General features: G+C 55.2%; 15 protein-coding genes. 13 read left to right on the top strand and 2 right to left on the bottom strand.

Going from position 1 to position 14648, the window contains the following annotated elements; translation table 11 throughout:
- Positions 1–13: 13 nt before the first annotated feature.
- A complete protein-coding gene (gene modA, locus OHL19_RS19950) occupies positions 14–880 on the bottom strand; it encodes a molybdate ABC transporter substrate-binding protein (RefSeq protein ID WP_263359593.1) in 867 nt (288 codons plus the stop codon).
- A 49-nt stretch (positions 881–929) separates the two neighbouring features.
- Here modA and thrC point away from each other — a divergent pair, with 49 nt between their 5' ends.
- The 3 genes from thrC (at position 930) to trxA (ending at position 3876) form a co-directional block, all read left to right on the top strand.
- Positions 930–2294 (top strand): threonine synthase, encoded by a 1365-nt coding sequence (thrC, locus tag OHL19_RS19945; RefSeq protein WP_263359592.1) that lies wholly within the window; start codon positions 930–932, stop codon positions 2292–2294.
- 2 nt (positions 2295–2296) lie between these two features.
- A complete protein-coding gene (thrB, locus tag OHL19_RS19940; RefSeq protein ID WP_263359591.1) occupies positions 2297–3202 on the top strand; it encodes a homoserine kinase in 906 nt (301 codons plus the stop codon).
- Between the two features lie 341 nt (positions 3203–3543).
- Positions 3544–3876 carry a thioredoxin gene (trxA, locus tag OHL19_RS19935; protein WP_263359776.1) on the top strand — a complete coding sequence of 111 codons (333 nt, stop codon included), beginning with the start codon at positions 3544–3546 and terminating at the stop codon, positions 3874–3876.
- Positions 3877–3974: 98 nt separating this feature from the next.
- Here the strand turns inward: trxA and lexA are convergent, their stop codons facing one another.
- Positions 3975–4580 (bottom strand): transcriptional repressor LexA, encoded by a 606-nt coding sequence (gene lexA, locus OHL19_RS19930; RefSeq protein WP_263359590.1) that lies wholly within the window; start codon positions 4578–4580, stop codon positions 3975–3977.
- A 384-nt stretch (positions 4581–4964) separates the two neighbouring features.
- On the opposite strand from lexA, the gene OHL19_RS19925 reads away from it, so the two are divergent.
- The 10 genes from OHL19_RS19925 (at position 4965) to OHL19_RS19880 (ending at position 14338) form a co-directional block, all read left to right on the top strand.
- Positions 4965–5771, top strand: coding sequence for a response regulator transcription factor (locus tag OHL19_RS19925; RefSeq protein ID WP_263359589.1), 807 nt, complete (start codon positions 4965–4967; stop codon positions 5769–5771).
- A gap of 31 nt (positions 5772–5802) precedes the next feature.
- Entirely contained in the window at positions 5803–7206 is a 1404-nt protein-coding gene (locus OHL19_RS19920; protein WP_263359588.1) for a sigma-54-dependent transcriptional regulator, read from the top strand.
- A 113-nt stretch (positions 7207–7319) separates the two neighbouring features.
- On the top strand, positions 7320–7685 hold the full coding sequence (flgB, locus tag OHL19_RS19915) for a flagellar basal body rod protein FlgB (protein ID WP_263359587.1): 366 nt from the start codon (positions 7320–7322) through the stop codon (positions 7683–7685).
- Positions 7686–7735: 50 nt separating this feature from the next.
- Positions 7736–8251: a flagellar basal body rod protein FlgC gene (flgC, locus tag OHL19_RS19910; protein ID WP_263359586.1), complete on the top strand. Its 516-nt coding sequence runs from the start codon at positions 7736–7738 to the stop codon at positions 8249–8251.
- Positions 8252–8303: 52 nt separating this feature from the next.
- Positions 8304–8681 (top strand): flagellar hook-basal body complex protein FliE, encoded by a 378-nt coding sequence (gene fliE, locus OHL19_RS19905; RefSeq protein WP_263359585.1) that lies wholly within the window; start codon positions 8304–8306, stop codon positions 8679–8681.
- A 76-nt stretch (positions 8682–8757) separates the two neighbouring features.
- A complete protein-coding gene (gene fliF / locus OHL19_RS19900) occupies positions 8758–10470 on the top strand; it encodes a flagellar basal-body MS-ring/collar protein FliF (protein WP_263359584.1) in 1713 nt (570 codons plus the stop codon).
- A 36-nt stretch (positions 10471–10506) separates the two neighbouring features.
- Positions 10507–11556 carry a flagellar motor switch protein FliG gene (fliG, locus tag OHL19_RS19895; RefSeq protein ID WP_263359583.1) on the top strand — a complete coding sequence of 350 codons (1050 nt, stop codon included), beginning with the start codon at positions 10507–10509 and terminating at the stop codon, positions 11554–11556.
- A 60-nt stretch (positions 11557–11616) separates the two neighbouring features.
- On the top strand, positions 11617–12438 hold the full coding sequence (locus OHL19_RS19890; RefSeq protein ID WP_263359582.1) for a FliH/SctL family protein: 822 nt from the start codon (positions 11617–11619) through the stop codon (positions 12436–12438).
- On the top strand, positions 12435–13769 hold the full coding sequence (locus OHL19_RS19885; RefSeq protein ID WP_317890600.1) for a FliI/YscN family ATPase: 1335 nt from the start codon (positions 12435–12437) through the stop codon (positions 13767–13769). Before OHL19_RS19890 ends, OHL19_RS19885 begins: the two co-directional genes overlap by 4 nt.
- A 38-nt stretch (positions 13770–13807) precedes the next feature.
- Positions 13808–14338 carry a hypothetical protein gene (locus tag OHL19_RS19880; protein WP_263359581.1) on the top strand — a complete coding sequence of 177 codons (531 nt, stop codon included), beginning with the start codon at positions 13808–13810 and terminating at the stop codon, positions 14336–14338.
- Positions 14339–14648: the final 310 nt, after the last annotated feature.

The raw sequence follows: 14648 nt of genomic DNA, 5'->3' as shown, positions 1-14648 counted from the left end.
CGAATGCATCGGGCTACTTCACCGGCGTCAGGCCGGATTTGGCGAGTTGTTGCTGGATGGGGGTACTCAGGAGATATTCGAGAAATTTGTGCGCGTTCTGACGTTGCTTTGAGTTGGTGACGAGGACTGCGCCTTGTTCTATGGGCGGGTAAAGATCTTTAGGGATGAGAACGTAGTTTCCGATAGTTTGCAGATGTTGTGTGCTGGCCGAAGTGAGTGAGATGAGACCTGCGTCGGCGTTGCCGGTTTCGGCGAATTGGGCAGTCTGGCTGATGTTTTCGGCCGTCACCAGCCTGGGCTTCAGGGTATCGAGAAGCTTGAGGCTGGTCAGTGCGGCAATGGCGGCTTTCCCGTAGGGTGCGCGGTCGGGATTAGCGATAGCCAGGCGTTTCAGCTTGGGATCGTTTAATGTTGCCAGCGTCGGCATTGGCCATGCCGAATCTTTGCGGGTCCAAAGGACCAAAGTACCCTTGGCATAAATTGCTGGAGTGCTGGAGTCAGAGAAGCCATTGGTGTTCACGATGCCGGCGGTGTCGGCCAATCCTGCATCGATAAGGCGCTTGGGATAGCCGAGGTCCGCGGAGAGAAATACGTCGAAGGGAGCGCCATTCTGAATCTGCGTGGTGAGCGCTGCGGAAGCCTGGTATGTGGCTTCGGCGTGAATCCCTGTTGCCTGTTCAAACTGGGCGAGGATGGGGGGCAGAACTGGCTGAAGATCGGCTGCTGCGGCGATATGCAAAGTGGTCTGTTCAGCGTAAGCTGAACCAGCGAATAGAACACAGACCGAAAGCAGAGCGAAGACCTTCCCCTGAATATTTCTTAACGTGTTTCCCAGGAATTTTCGAAGGGATGAATTTTTCCGCGCGATGTCGTTGGTCATGGTCGCCTCGGCCCAAAATTCGGGCTCGTGCTGGTAGGCTAACACTTGTATGAACGACAATCTGCATCAGTTACGCTGTTTCGGTTGCGGCACGCGCATTCGCGGGGATCAGGCTGGTTCAATCTTTCGTTGTAAAGATTGCGGCGATCTTTTTGAGGTGGAGTATCCGGGTTGGGGAATGGTTGGTGGCACGGATCGTCCCAATGCCGGGGCTTTGAAATGGCTCTGGCGAGAGCGGCGCGCATCTGGAGAACTTCTGGATCATTCAGGAGTCTGGCGGTTTCGTGAGTTCTTGCCAATTTTGAACAGCTTTGGCAATGCTGTGACTTTGCGGGAAGGGAACACTCCGCTCTATCACTTGCCCCGCGCGGCGAAGGCGTTGGGTGTGGACCAGATTTATGCCAAACATCAGGGCATGAATCCTACCGGATCGTTCAAGGATACGGGGATGACTTCCGCGCTAAGCGTGGCCAAAGAGCGCGGCTATGAGTGGGTAGCCTGCGCATCGACAGGGAACACGTCGGCGGCGATGGCTGCGTATGCGGCGCGGGCAGGAATGAAGTGCCTGGTGCTGATCCCGCAGGGGAAGATCGCGTGGGGGAAGTTAGCGCAGTCGATGGATTATGGCGCTGTGACGTGCCAACTCGCGACGGACTTTGACGGCTGCATGAAGGTACTGTCGCAGATCGTACAGGAAGCGCCGATTTACTTACTGAATTCGGTGAATCCTTATCGCTTAGAGGGGCAGAAGACGCCAGCGCTTGAGATCGTGGAGTACTTTGACTGGGCTGTGCCGGAGCACATCCTGGTTCCGGGCGGAAACCTGGCGAACGGTTCCGCGCTGGGCAAAGGGTTTCGCGAGATGAAGGCGCTAGGGTTGATTTCGCGGTTGCCTAAAATTTCGGTGATCCAGGCTGAGGGAGCGAATCCGCTGGCGCGAAGCTTTGCGGCGAACGATGGACAATCTCTGGAGCCGGTTGAGGCGAACACGAGAGCAACCGCAATACGCATCGGCAATCCAGCTTCGTGGAGGAAGGCATCCAAGGTTATCCACGAGACTGGCGGATGGTGCCTGGACGTAAGCGAGGCGGAGATCGCAGTCGCCAAGGCTGAACTTGGTCGCGAAGGCATTGGGTGCGAGCCCGCCTCGGCAGTGACCCTGGCTGGTCTGAAGAAGCTGGTGGCGCAGGGGAAGGTTGCTGCCTCCGATACGGTGGTCATGATCCTGACCGGACACACCTTGAAGGATGCGGATTACACGATCGATTTTCATCGTGGAACGCTGTTGACCGAGTCTGAGACTGCTCCGGTACTGCCGGAGATTGTCGCGCTGCGCCGGAATGCCGTTGAGGTTGAGGCTACGCCTGCGGCAGTGCTAAAGGCACTGGAAGAAATTCAGAGCAAGTGGAGCTAGCCGTGGGTTCTGGATTTCGACTGCGTTTGCCTGCTACTTCTGCGAATCTTGGCGCGGCTTTTGATACGGCTGCTGTGGCGCTTGATTTCCACCTGGAGATTGAGGCTGAGGTTGCTGAGAGTTTTTCTATTATCGCGACTGGACGGAATGCAGATCTCTGCTCGGTGACGGATGGAAATCTCATTCTGACTACGTACTGTGAGTTGTTGGAGCGGGAAGGCATTGTGGCACCAGCGCTTGCAGTAACGATGCATAACCAGATTCCGCTGGGAATGGGTTGCGGGTCATCGGCTGCCGGACGACTGGCCGCCATTGCCCTGGCCGTCCACTTTGGCGGATTGGGGTGGACTTCGGCGCAGATTTTGGCCGAGGCTTGTGTGCAGGAAGGGCATCCGGATAATGCGGCCGCGTGCTGGCTCGGCGGGCTGGTGATTGCGGCATGCGAGGGAAGAACTGTCCACGCGGCGCGGGTTGAGCCTCCACAGGACTGGCGGGCTCTTGTGGTGATTCCGACGACACCGCTGGCAACGAGCAAGGCCAGGGCTGTCCTGCCGGCAGAGTATTCGCGGGCTGACGCTGTTGCTAATATTCAGGCGGCGTCGCTGCTGGGGCTGGCGTTTGCGCATGGGCGCGGGGAGTTGCTGCGTCCGGCAATGGCGGACAGGGTTCATCAGCCGTATCGGATGGAGATTTGTCCTCTGCTGCCGAGTCTGCTGCCACTTGCCGGTAGTCATGGCATTCTTGGCGTAGCGCTGAGTGGAGCGGGTCCATCGGTATTGCTGATCGTTTCAGGTCCGGATGCAGTTGTAGACGCCACCTCGGCGGTTTTAGAGACCCTAGGGGACGATGCGGACGCGGAAATCCTTGTTACGAGCTTTGAGCACCGCGGAGTAACACTGAATCAGTAGAGTTTTTCTGAGATTTTGCAGCGTAAATGCAGGTAATTGGAGTGCGAATCATATCCCCCGTTAGTGACTGGTTTTTGTATTACCTAAGATTTCTTGCTTTTCTATAACGAAAACCCTAGATTCGTCGTGTGGGCAGTTCTGGGGGAGGGCTGCTCTAGCGTCCGTGATTCCTTTATGGGATCCGGGCGCTTTAATTTTTTGCCCTCAAATTGCTTTCTTAATCGATTTAATTTATCCAGCCTTATTGCTAGTACGGGTACTTTGCGACTTCCGACACAATCCTGCATCTCATTGAGTGGTAGGTGCGGTTACACTGAGATGTCAGTACCGCGAGGAGAATGATGGCAGGAATTGGAGTTCTGGAAGTAAGTGATGCGACGTTCGATCAGGAAGTGCTGCAATCGGAGCAGCCTGTGCTGGTTGACTTTTGGGCAGTCTGGTGTGGGCCATGTAAGGCAATTGCACCGATCGTCGATGAACTGGCCACAGCTTATGCTGGCAAATTAAAGGTCACAAAGGTCAACGTGGACCAGAATGGCGCCACGCCGTCGCGGTACGGTATCCGCGGAATTCCGGCACTGCTGTTCTTCAAGGGCGGCAAGGTAGCTGATCAGATCGTTGGGTACGTGCCGAAAGACGTAATCGAAGCGAAGGTCAATCAGATTCTGGCGTAAGTTTCCAGAAACTACTTAAGCATTTTAAAAAGCGGCCGGGCGTTATGCCCGGCCGCCTTTTTGTCTTGGATTTTAATATTGATCAACAGATGGCCCTTCTACCGATATCGGCGCAAAACCCCGAGAACACGGCCCTGGATGGCAACCTGGCCTGCAGGGATCATGATGGGTTCCATTTCCAGATTGGCGGGCTGCAGGCGCACCTGGCTGCCCTCGAGATAGAAGCGCTTGAGCGTGGTCTCTGAGCCGCGCACGAGGGCGACCACGATCTCTCCCTGGCGGGCAGTACGAGTGCGTTCTACCAGGACATAATCACCGCTGATGATGTGTTCATCGCGCATGGAGTCGCCACGAACTTCAAGCGCGAAGACATCCTTGTTTCCGACAACATCGTGTAGCGAGATGCTTTCTGTATTTTCGGCTGCTTCTACAGGCAGACCGGCGGCGATACGCCCCATGAGAGGCAAACGCTCGCTGGTCCGCGTGCGCGTGCCTGCCGGCACGACGTCGATCGAGCGGCTGCGGTTGTGGACACGATCGAGTAACCCCTTTTTTTCGAGGTTGGAAATGTGCTTATGCACCGTCGCCAGCGACTTGAGTTCGAGACCTCTGGCGATCTCTTCGAAGGAAGGCGAATAGCCGTTGCGGGTGACAAACGACTCCAGAAAATCGAGAACTTCTTTTTGCCTGCGTGTAACTGCCATGCGCGCATTATAGCGAATGAAAAGCGAATTTGCGAGAACTATTTTCGCTGTTCTTTCTCCAGCCAAATCTAGATTCTCTTATGCCTCCTTGGTGAAGACAAAGTTCCGAGGGACTGTGTGTGAGGAATTAGGACACTTTTGGGAATTTTGATGAGCGCCTCCCAATCCCGGAATTGTCCCATCCGTGGATTTTGCATTTCTCTTGAAAGTTTCCAACCCGGAGAGGATCGTGAAGCAAGCACACCAGAACAGACTCTAACCCCATCTCCGACAATGCGCGGGAGATCGGATAGGAACAAACAGACGCGGGGCGACGTGAGACCACGCGAGATGACGCGAGCGGCGAAGTCTTGCCTACCGCAAGCTGTAGGACGGAGAAATTCTATGCGGTTGTTGATTGCTGAAGACGATCGGGCTTTAGGGATGTTTCTTACGCGAGGGATGGAATCCGAGGGGCACAGAGTTCGCTGCGCCTTTGATGGCGCAGAAGCGGTGGCAGCGTTTCATCAGGATTTGCCGGATCTGACCATACTGGACTTGAACCTGCCGGTAAAGGACGGAGAGCAGGTTCTGGCTGAGATCCGCTTATCGGATTCGCAGTTGCCGGTGCTGATACTCACTGGGCGCGATGAAATAGAGACACGAATTCGCTGCCTCGATCTCGGAGCGGATGACCTCATGGTAAAGCCGTTCAGCCTGCATGAACTACGGGCTCGGTGCAGGGTATTGCTACGCCGCAAGAGGGAAGCCAGGCTGATGCTACGGGCAGGCAATCTGGAACTCGATCGGCTTGATCATACGGCTCATCGAGCTGGAGAACTCATCTCTCTAACCAACAAGGAGTTTGCGTTGCTGGAACACCTGATGCTGCATCGCGGCCAATGCATCTCCCGCGTTGAACTGCTGGATGCGGTATGGAATATGGAGCCGGCACAAACCACCAATATTGTGGATGTCTATGTAAATTACCTGCGACGCAAACTGAAGGATCCACCACCCGGATACCTGCTGCGTACCGTGCGGGGACACGGGTATGTTGTGCCTTCCGAGGCAGAAATACATCTTCCAATTCCACCCTTGATTTCGCCACTTTTGGCTTCGTCGCAGGACGGTCCCGTAGATCGGACGAAATCTGATATCAACGCCGATGCTGCCATTTTTCCTCTGTCTGTCTTTCCATTACGCGGATAGGTCACAAGAATATTGAGTTCAGGAGATTACTATGCTTCCTTCACCCGTTTCAGTGGCCTCTACGATGCCGGTTCCGTTCACAGCCGCTTCCTCTTCACGTTCACGGATGAGAATCGTTCTGATCGCGAGCTCGGATTCCAGCTTCCGGGGAAAATTGAGCGAGGCGCTGGGAGGATTACGATGGCAGGTATTGGAAGCTCCCGGTGGTGCTGAGGCCTGGTCTGCGGCACAGGGGACGTCTCTGGAAGCACTGCTGGTCGATCCATGGTTGCCTGATTTGGAGGTAAGAGAATTCCTGAAAGATTTTCGCCGTGAGTATCCGACCGTCGATGTGGTCATGACCGATGGAGCGACTGTTCCGGATAGCCCGCGGAGCCCATATCGTCAGGAACTGTTGTATGCGCTACGCCGAAGCCAGGAAGGCGACACGGCGGCATGGAAGGCTGCTCCGGTGATGGATGGGGCGGATGCAACTGAGGCAACTTTTCCAGGCACTGAAGTCCCCGATGCGTTTTTGCCCTCTCCGACGATCCAATCTTCGATCTTGATCGATCCAGATCGTGACAGATCAGATCGTGACAGGCATGCGGGAGATGCGGCCGTACAAAACTTGCGTGTGACAACACCGGATATAGGCATTCGTGGCATGTACAAACGGGCAACTGCGATAGATCGAATTCCAGACCTGGTCGGGGATAGTGCCGTCATGTTAGAAGTCAGCCGGCGTATTCGTCTTGTCGCAGGTAGAACCACGCCGGTATTGATTGAGGGGCCTACCGGCACAGGCAAGGAACTGGTTGCAGAGGCCTTGCATCGACTATCTCCACGCTGCCGTAAGGCGTTTGTTGCTATAAACTGTGCCGCTATCCCGGAAGCATTGCTCGAGGCTGAGCTGTTTGGGCATACGCGCGGGGCATTTACCGGGGCCGTTCAAGGAAGAATCGGCAGAATAGAGTCGGCAGACGGCGGAACTCTCTTTCTAGATGAGATAGGAGAAATGCCGCTAGGCCTGCAATCGAAACTCCTGCGATTTTTTGAGAGTGGGGAATTGCAACGGATCGGGGATAACGAAACAGTAAAAGTCGATGTGCGAATCGTGGCAGCGACCCATCAACCACTCTCGGAAGATGCTCAGAAAGGGCTGTTTCGAGCGGACCTTTATTATCGCCTCGCTGTTTTTTTGATTCGTACTCCACCGCTTGCTGCGCACATGGAAGATCTGCCACAGCTTGTAGGTCATTTTTTGGAACGCATGGGCCGCAAGACACCCATGAAGCGGATGGACTCTTCTGCAATGGCCACATTAGCGGTGCATGTGTGGCCGGGAAATGTGCGTGAACTGGAGCATGTGCTGGAGCGGGCAGCCATCCTGGCCGGAGATGATCCGGTAATTACTGCAGCGGAGATCGATTTTGGATTTTCGCAGGGGAATTGAAGCTGCCCATTCGTTTATTGCTCTTAGCGTTTTCAGGGACAGATGAGTTGTTCCTAGAGCTGTAAGTGCAGCAGATTTTATCGGATGCGTAGCGGTCAGGAAATGGTGAGGCGATGGAAATTGCAACGCGATTAAGTAATGAAATTGCGCGTTATATGGATCTGGATACGCGGCAGATTCAGATCACTGCGAGGAACATGGCGAATATCGATACGCCTGGGTATCGTGCTGTGGGGATGGATTTTGAAGGCGAAATGCGGAGAGCTATGACAGGTGTTGATGAGATAGGGGGCTCTGCAATCAATCCTCGGATCTTCGATGTGGATGGTCTTGTCGTCAGGCCAGATGGCAACAATGTCTCAATGGACAGGGAAAGCTTGAACCTGGCCGAGGCACAGTTGAAGTTCAAGACTGGTGTGGCTTTGCTCAAGAGAGAATACACGCGAGTGATGGATGCAATACATGCGGATGCCAAATAGCTGAAGGCCGAGAATAGCTGAAGACTTGGAACCGGGTGCGAAGGAGTGGAATGAATCTCTTTGGAATGATTGATAACTCAGGTGCGGCGATGCAGGCCGAGCGGATGCGCGCAGAAGTGGTGGCAGCCAACATGGCCAATGCTGAGACTACGCGAACAGCGGCAGGTACTCCATATCAGAGGCAGCATGTAATCTTTTCGTCTGGAAGCGGAGACAAGAGCTTCGCGGGGCAACTCGCAGGCAGATTGATTAGCTCGAACTCGTCCGGGCCTCTCTTGTCAGGAGAGACTGCTGGCGACTTATCCGGTCTGAATCTCTCTGGTTCGAGTCAGGTTGCGCCTGGTGTTCATATTGCGGGGGTGGTGAAAGATTCGTCTCCTCCTTTGAAGAGATACGATCCCAGCCATCCGGACGCGGACGCGCAGGGATATGTTTCCTATCCGGATATTGATCCTCTTACGGAGATGGTCGACCTCATGGGTGCTACGCGCGCGTACGGACTGAATGGCTCGGCGGTGCAGGCAGAGAAATCGATGATCAGCTCAGCTCTGGAGATTGCCAAGTGAACATATCTCAGAGTGCTCGTAAGCAAAGAATGGAACAGCCGAAGGTGGCCGCATGATTCCGGTAACGCAGATGGCTTCGATCTCCAGTGGTGCTCTGGCTCCCGTTATGCCTCTCGACCCATTTATATCGGCCGTTGGTGGCGGAGTTGGTCAGGCCGTGATGACAGGCATTGATTCCGCTGGTTTTGTACCTGCACCAGCATCGATGACCGTTCCGTTTGGGGATCTATTGACGGAAGCGGTAGGACAGGTGGATCTGCTGGAACGTCAGGCCAGATCTTCCGTTGAGGGACTGATGTCTGGAACGGGCGTAGATGTTCATGAAGCCATGATCACTACGGAAAAAGCAGAGATGGGGTTTGAGCTGGTATTGTCTGTCCGCAATAAGGCCTTGTCTGCATATCAGCAGGTGATGGGCATGCAGTTCTGACCTGAGGTTTGCCATGCGCGGATATGCACAGGATGAGATCGAAAACGATGGATAACCGGACGGAGTTCAGAGAGTCATGGCAACAGGGACACAGTTGAATAAGGCAGCCTCGGCTCCGGCGGAATCGACTGGACGTCCCAGCGACGTACCAGGTGCCCAACCCTTGGGGTCCCAGGCAGGGATGCCGGCGTTGGAGCGGATGACGGGGTGGTGGGAGCAGGGGGCTGGTCATCTGGCGGGGCATTGGGTCGCCCATTGGTCTACTCTCCCTCGCCGGCAGCGCAGTTGGATGCTGGTGACGGCAGGGTTGGTATTGGCCTCTGTGAGTGGATTGATATGGTACGCAACTCGAACCGACTGGCGAACTCTCTATGCGGGACTTGACCCCGAGGATTCCCGGCAAATGGCTCAGGTTCTTACCCAGGCTCAAATTCCGTTTGATCTTGCTGCAAACGGGACAACTCTGCTGGTTCCTGTTGGACAACTGGATAAGGCGCGGCTGGCAACAGCGGCTAAAGGTGGTCCTCGTAGTGGAAGGCTTGGGTTCGAGCTTTTCGACAAGCCGAACTGGGTGGGTTCAGAGTTCGACGAGCAGGTAAATTATCAGCGTGCGCTCGAGGGTGAACTGGAGCATACAGTGGCGACGCTGAGTGATATACAGTCGGCGCGAGTGCATCTGGTGATGCCGCATGATTCGCTGTTCCGCGATCAGGAGAGACCGGCTAAGGCTTCGGTGGTTCTCACGTTACGGCATCGCTCGCTTGCAGATGGAGAGGATGAAGCCATTCGCAATCTGGTGGCTTCGGCGGTCGATGGATTGTCACCGGCCCAGGTTTCGCTGGTGGATGCGAGCGGACATCTTCCCCTGGGTCCCAAGAGTAGTGAGGCTATGAGACTGGGGATGGAGCAGGCGCTTGAGGCTAAATTGGTTGAGACTCTGGAGCCGGTAACAGGTCCAGGCAATGTGCGTGCGTCGGTAACGGTCGATTACGATCCAACGGCAATCGAAGAGACCGATGAGACTTACGATCCCGCACAGACTGTGACTCTCTCGATGCAGCGAACGGAACAGACGACAGGAGCGCAGCCGATTGCGGCGGGAGTTCCGGGAACGGCCAGCAACGCACCAAACTCGCAGACGCTGCCGGTGTATCCGCAACAGGTTTCACCGCCGCAGAATGCCAAGACTGAAAGCGGAACATATGGCACTTCGCGCAAGGTGAAACATACAACGGAGGCGCCCGGGCATATTCGCCGGCTTACGGCTGCAATCGTCGTCAACGACAGACTCGCCACCTTGGCACAGAAGGGAAAAACTGCAAGCTGGCAGCCACGGACGCCAGAAGAATTGCGTACATTAACTTCGCTGGCTCAGGCAGCAGTGGGCTTCGATTCGAACCGTGGCGATCTGGTCTCGGTTCAGGATCTGGCTTTTGACGAAAATCGAAATGCAGCGGCTACGTCCCCTATTCGACAGGTCCTGGAGATGGCAGAAGATTCGCCGGTATTGATCAAGTACGGAACAGTTCTAGTGGGGATACTGATGCTCATTCTGTTGGGAATCAGGCCTGCATTGCGACGGTCCAGAACAGATCCTGCTCTCATGGCAAAGAATGCGGGTGAACTGGCGGGAAACTCAGTTCAAGCCGCACTGCCCCCTGCAGAGTCTGCGGTCCAGGATGCGGAGCGGCAGCGAGTTCAGCAGGTCTTCGATCAGGTAACGAATACCTTGAAACGCGATCCAACGCAGAGTTCGCGACTGTTGCAGAGTTGGATTCATTCAGACTAAGCATTTGGTATAGCTATGAAATGAGCGGAGGTTGGTTTGACGGAACCAGGACAGGACGGAGCACCACAAAAGCGTTTAACTGCGCAGATGAGCGGTATACGCAAAGCAGCGATCCTGTTGATCGCGGTTGGAGAAGATGTAGCCAAAGAGATTCTCCGCGTCTTGCCTGAGGTGGATGTACAGCGGATCACTGAGGAACTCGCGGATCTGCGCAGCGTTTCCCCCGAGGTTTCTGGCGAAGTTATGCAGGAATTCTGGGAGTTACTGGAGACGCAGCATGTGATGGTTCATGGCGGCCTGGATTTTGCCGCCCGTTTACTTCAGGACACCTTTGGCAAGCAGCGTGCAGATGATTTGCTGATGCTGGTGCGTCGTGCACAGGAAGCAAGCCAGGGCAACCTGGCCAAATTACAGAAGACCGATCCACAGCAATTAGGCAAACTCCTGGATTCCGAGCATCCGCAGACGATTGCTTTGGTCCTCGCGCATCTCGATCCTCGGCGGGCCTCTCTGGTTTTAGACAACTTGCGGGAAGAGAACAAGGTCGTATCGATTCAAAGACTCGCGGAGATGAGGCAGTTCTCCCCGGAGATGGCTCAGAAGGTGGCGTTGATTCTGCACCGCCGTCTGGAAAATGTGGGAGATACCAAGCGCAAAAGCTACTCGGGCTTCAAGGCTGTCGCCGATCTGCTAAACCGGGTGAATGCTGAAGAGGCGAAGAGGATTCTGGAGTCGATTGAAACCGGCCAGCCGGAGCTGGCGCTCAATATTCGCAACCTGATGTTCACCTTCGAAGACCTGGTGACAGTACCTCCGGCAACGATTCGAGAGATTGTGTCGGGTGTCGATAAACGTCAACTGGCACTGGCACTGCGTGGTGCGAATGAGGAGTTGCGTGCCCAGGTCTTCAAGGCGATGAGTTCGCGCGCCGTTGAAATGCTGAAAGAAGACATGGAAGTGCTGGGACCGGTGCGGTCTCGCGAAGTAGCTGCGGCGCAACAGGAGATTCTTAATCTCGCGCGGCGGCTGGAGTCCGAGGGCAAGGTGATTCTGAAGATGGAGACCGGCGACGAGATGCTGGCCTGAGTATGAGTCAAGCCGGAGCAGCCACAGGGGCTGAAGAGGAGGCAGATGTTGCAGTCTGATATGCCACAGAGAAAAGGTGTTGCACAACACGTTGAGAGCTTTGTCTATCCCGAATCTCCAAGGAGGGACGGCCCTTCGCTGCCAGGGCTTCAGTTCCCTGAAATCATCCTCGACGATTCGGGAGGTATAGAGGCTTTGCCTTATTGGCAGGACAACAGAACAGGGGAAGAGCCTTCTGTGTCCAATCGATCTTCCGATTTAGGCGAGAATGAAATCTCTCAAGAGACAGAGCGTTTGATCGCAGAAGAGACTGGCAGAGCGGAGGAGCGTGGCAGAGCCGAAGGAATAGAAATTGGTCAAGCTCAAGCTCGCGAAGCAGCAGCTCAATATTTGGAGGGAGAGCAGAATCGATTATGTGCCCAGGCTGCGGCGCTTCTGGAAAGCTTTGACGAGAGTCGGCTGCGATATTTGCAACGATTGGAGCATGAATCGGTGCGCTTGACACTGGCGATTGCTGCCCGGGTATTGCGACGTGAGGCGCAGGCGGACCCTCTTCTGCTGACCGGAGCCGTGCGGGTTGCCTTAGGTCAACTTACCGACTCGACTACGGTTCGACTTAGAGTGCCGGTACAGGATCGAGGAATGTGGGAAGAATCCTTGGCGCTCATGCCAGGTTTGCGGCTGCGCCCCGAGGTTATTGGCGAAGAGCAGATGGGATTGGGCGAGTGCAGGTTGGAAACGGATCTGGGATCGGCCGACATGGGTCTCTGGTCTCAGTTGAAGGAAATTGAGCGGGGATTTTTTGGCTACCCCGGCGGGAGTCGTAATGCTGTTCCGCATGAGGATCTGCTGCCGGATAATTCGATGGGAAGTCGGCCTTGAATTCTTCGCCTACAGCCGATGCTTCCATGCTTGAACGCTACTTTCAGAGTCTACGGCGTGGCCAGCCGTGGCGATGGAAGGGACGAGTGCTGGAGGCCATTGGACAGACGATTGAGTCGACAGGACCAATCTCTTCCGTGGGCGAGTGCTGCGAGATTATCGATCAACAGGGCTGCGCGCATTTGGCGGAAGTGATTGGATTTCGGGGCTCTACTGTATTGTCTATGCCGGTCAACTCTTCGGAGGGGATTCGTTATGGGGATACGGTTGAGGCATTGGGAACGAGTCCCGAGATAGCGGTTGGGCCAGCGCTTATGGGCAGAGTACTGAATGCGTTGGGCGAACCCATTGATGGAGGCAGGAAGCTGATATCGACCGATGCACTACGGCTGGATGGTCCGGTTCGATTGCCACTGGAGCGGACACCGATTCGGACACCACTGGGAACGGGTATTCGGGTGCTGGATGCTTTGCTGACGGTGGGGCGCGGCCAGAGGATAGGCATATTTGGAGGCTCTGGCGTAGGTAAAAGCACTCTGATCGGAATGATGACTCGTAATACGGAAGCGGATGTTACCGTAGTGGGGCTCGTTGGGGAGCGAGGACGCGAAGTAGGGGAGTTTCTCGAAGATGCGCTCGGCGATGAGGGGCTAAAACGATCTGTAGTACTGGTCTCCACTTCAGACCAGTCACCTCTGATGCGAATACGAGCAGCGCTTGCGGCGACCAGCGTCGCAGAGCACTATGCCGCGCAGGGCAAGCATGTATTGCTCGTGCTGGACTCGCTGACCCGTTTCGCCATGGCGGCGAGAGAGATTGGTCTGGCTGCGGGAGAACCGACTACGGCCAAGGGATATACGCCGTCGGTGTTCTCTCGACTAGCCAAGCTCGTAGAACGCGCTGGCAACTTCAAGACGGGTTCCATTACGGCCTTTTACACGGTACTTATGGAGGGGGACGATCAGCAGGATCCTCTTGTCGATGCGGTGCGTTCGCTGCTTGACGGGCATGTCGTACTGTCGAGAGCACTGGCCGCCGAGGGGTGGTATCCCCCTGTTGCCGTATTGGATTCGATAAGCCGCCTGATGTCTGCAGTCGCGGGCTCGGATCATCGCGATGCGGCGGCTCTAGTGCGACGCTTGATGGCAGCTTACGCGCGGTCTGAGGATCTGGTGCGCATCGGAGCATATAAACCAGGTTCAGATGAGGATCTGGATAGAGCATTGCAAGCCAGACCGCTTCTACGCGATTTTCTCGCTCAGAGATCGCAGGAGCACGTCCACTTTGAGGACTGTATTGCAAAACTGTTGGAATTGGCGGACACGATATGAAGTTCGTCAAAATCAAGAGGATGAGGGAAGAGGTATAGATGGCGCGTCCTGAAGTGTTACGTCGGGTACTTCGATTGCGTGAACTGCAGGAAGAGCAGAGCCGCCTAATGCTGGAGGCAGCGGCGGCTGAGCGGATGCGGATGGAGAGGGTAATGGAGTCCGCGGTGCAGTTGCAGGTAAGTGGACGAAGAAGTTTTTTATCTGCTGTATTGGCAGCAGATGGTCCAGGAAGAGTGGGCGGTAACTTTGACCAACAGCAGGGCGGGAGTCTGAAGGAACAGATAGCTCCACAACTAGCCGCTGCGGAGATCAAGGTGGGTCAGCAACGGGCCGAATTTCTGTCACGTAGAACAGAGCGACGTCAGGTTGTCATTCTTATTGAGAATGAACAGGCATTGGCGGACACCGCGATAGAAAGACGAACGCAACAGATTCTGGATGATTGGTATGGTCGTCGAGCCCAGAAGGAAATGCAAAGGAGAGATGCGGTGACCAGGGCGAGATCTATTAGCAAAAGCACAACAGAGAGCGAGAGTGCAACGAAGGGGGATTCGACTTCTTTGCTTTGATCTTTCCCATGAAAGTTGCCTAACCCTGGCCGCAATTCTTTGGACCCCAATTTGCTCCATCCTTGGGTATGACTTCTTCGGGCAATGTCGATACCAGGATGTTGTTGATGACCGAGGGCGCTAGCCCCCGCCTGGGACGAGTCACCGGCGCAGCGGTCGGAGCTTCTTCCAGTGCAACAGATTCGAGTTTGCATGCGCGATGGGGCGCGGTGTTCTCGGGAGAAATGGCTGAAGCTTCATCTGAGACGACATCGACATCGACTGCCGGCTCAGATCTGATCGATAAAGACTGGACTCGATCTCTATCCCA

The organism is Acidicapsa ligni (assembly GCF_025685655.1).
Classification (GTDB): domain Bacteria; phylum Acidobacteriota; class Terriglobia; order Terriglobales; family Acidobacteriaceae; genus Acidicapsa; species Acidicapsa ligni.
The sequence above is the reverse complement of the archived record's forward strand: the minus strand, read 5'-3'. Positions and strand labels throughout refer to the sequence as shown.

Bases quoted from the DNA above. Each gene is read 5' to 3' on its own strand.
- modA (WP_263359593.1), bottom strand. From the start codon at position 880: ATGACCAACGACATCGCGCGGAAAAATTCATCCCTTCGAAAATTCCTG.
- thrC (WP_263359592.1), top strand. From the start codon at position 930: ATGAACGACAATCTGCATCAGTTACGCTGTTTCGGTTGCGGCACGCGC.
- trxA (WP_263359776.1), top strand. From the start codon at position 3,544: ATGGCAGGAATTGGAGTTCTGGAAGTAAGTGATGCGACGTTCGATCAG.
- lexA (WP_263359590.1), bottom strand. From the start codon at position 4,580: ATGGCAGTTACACGCAGGCAAAAAGAAGTTCTCGATTTTCTGGAGTCG.
- OHL19_RS19925 (WP_263359589.1), top strand. From the start codon at position 4,965: ATGCGGTTGTTGATTGCTGAAGACGATCGGGCTTTAGGGATGTTTCTT.
- OHL19_RS19920 (WP_263359588.1), top strand. From the start codon at position 5,803: ATGCTTCCTTCACCCGTTTCAGTGGCCTCTACGATGCCGGTTCCGTTC.
- flgB (WP_263359587.1), top strand. From the start codon at position 7,320: ATGGAAATTGCAACGCGATTAAGTAATGAAATTGCGCGTTATATGGAT.
- flgC (WP_263359586.1), top strand. From the start codon at position 7,736: ATGAATCTCTTTGGAATGATTGATAACTCAGGTGCGGCGATGCAGGCC.
- fliE (WP_263359585.1), top strand. From the start codon at position 8,304: ATGATTCCGGTAACGCAGATGGCTTCGATCTCCAGTGGTGCTCTGGCT.
- fliF (WP_263359584.1), top strand. From the start codon at position 8,758: ATGGCAACAGGGACACAGTTGAATAAGGCAGCCTCGGCTCCGGCGGAA.
- OHL19_RS19890 (WP_263359582.1), top strand. From the start codon at position 11,617: ATGCCACAGAGAAAAGGTGTTGCACAACACGTTGAGAGCTTTGTCTAT.
- OHL19_RS19880 (WP_263359581.1), top strand. From the start codon at position 13,808: ATGGCGCGTCCTGAAGTGTTACGTCGGGTACTTCGATTGCGTGAACTG.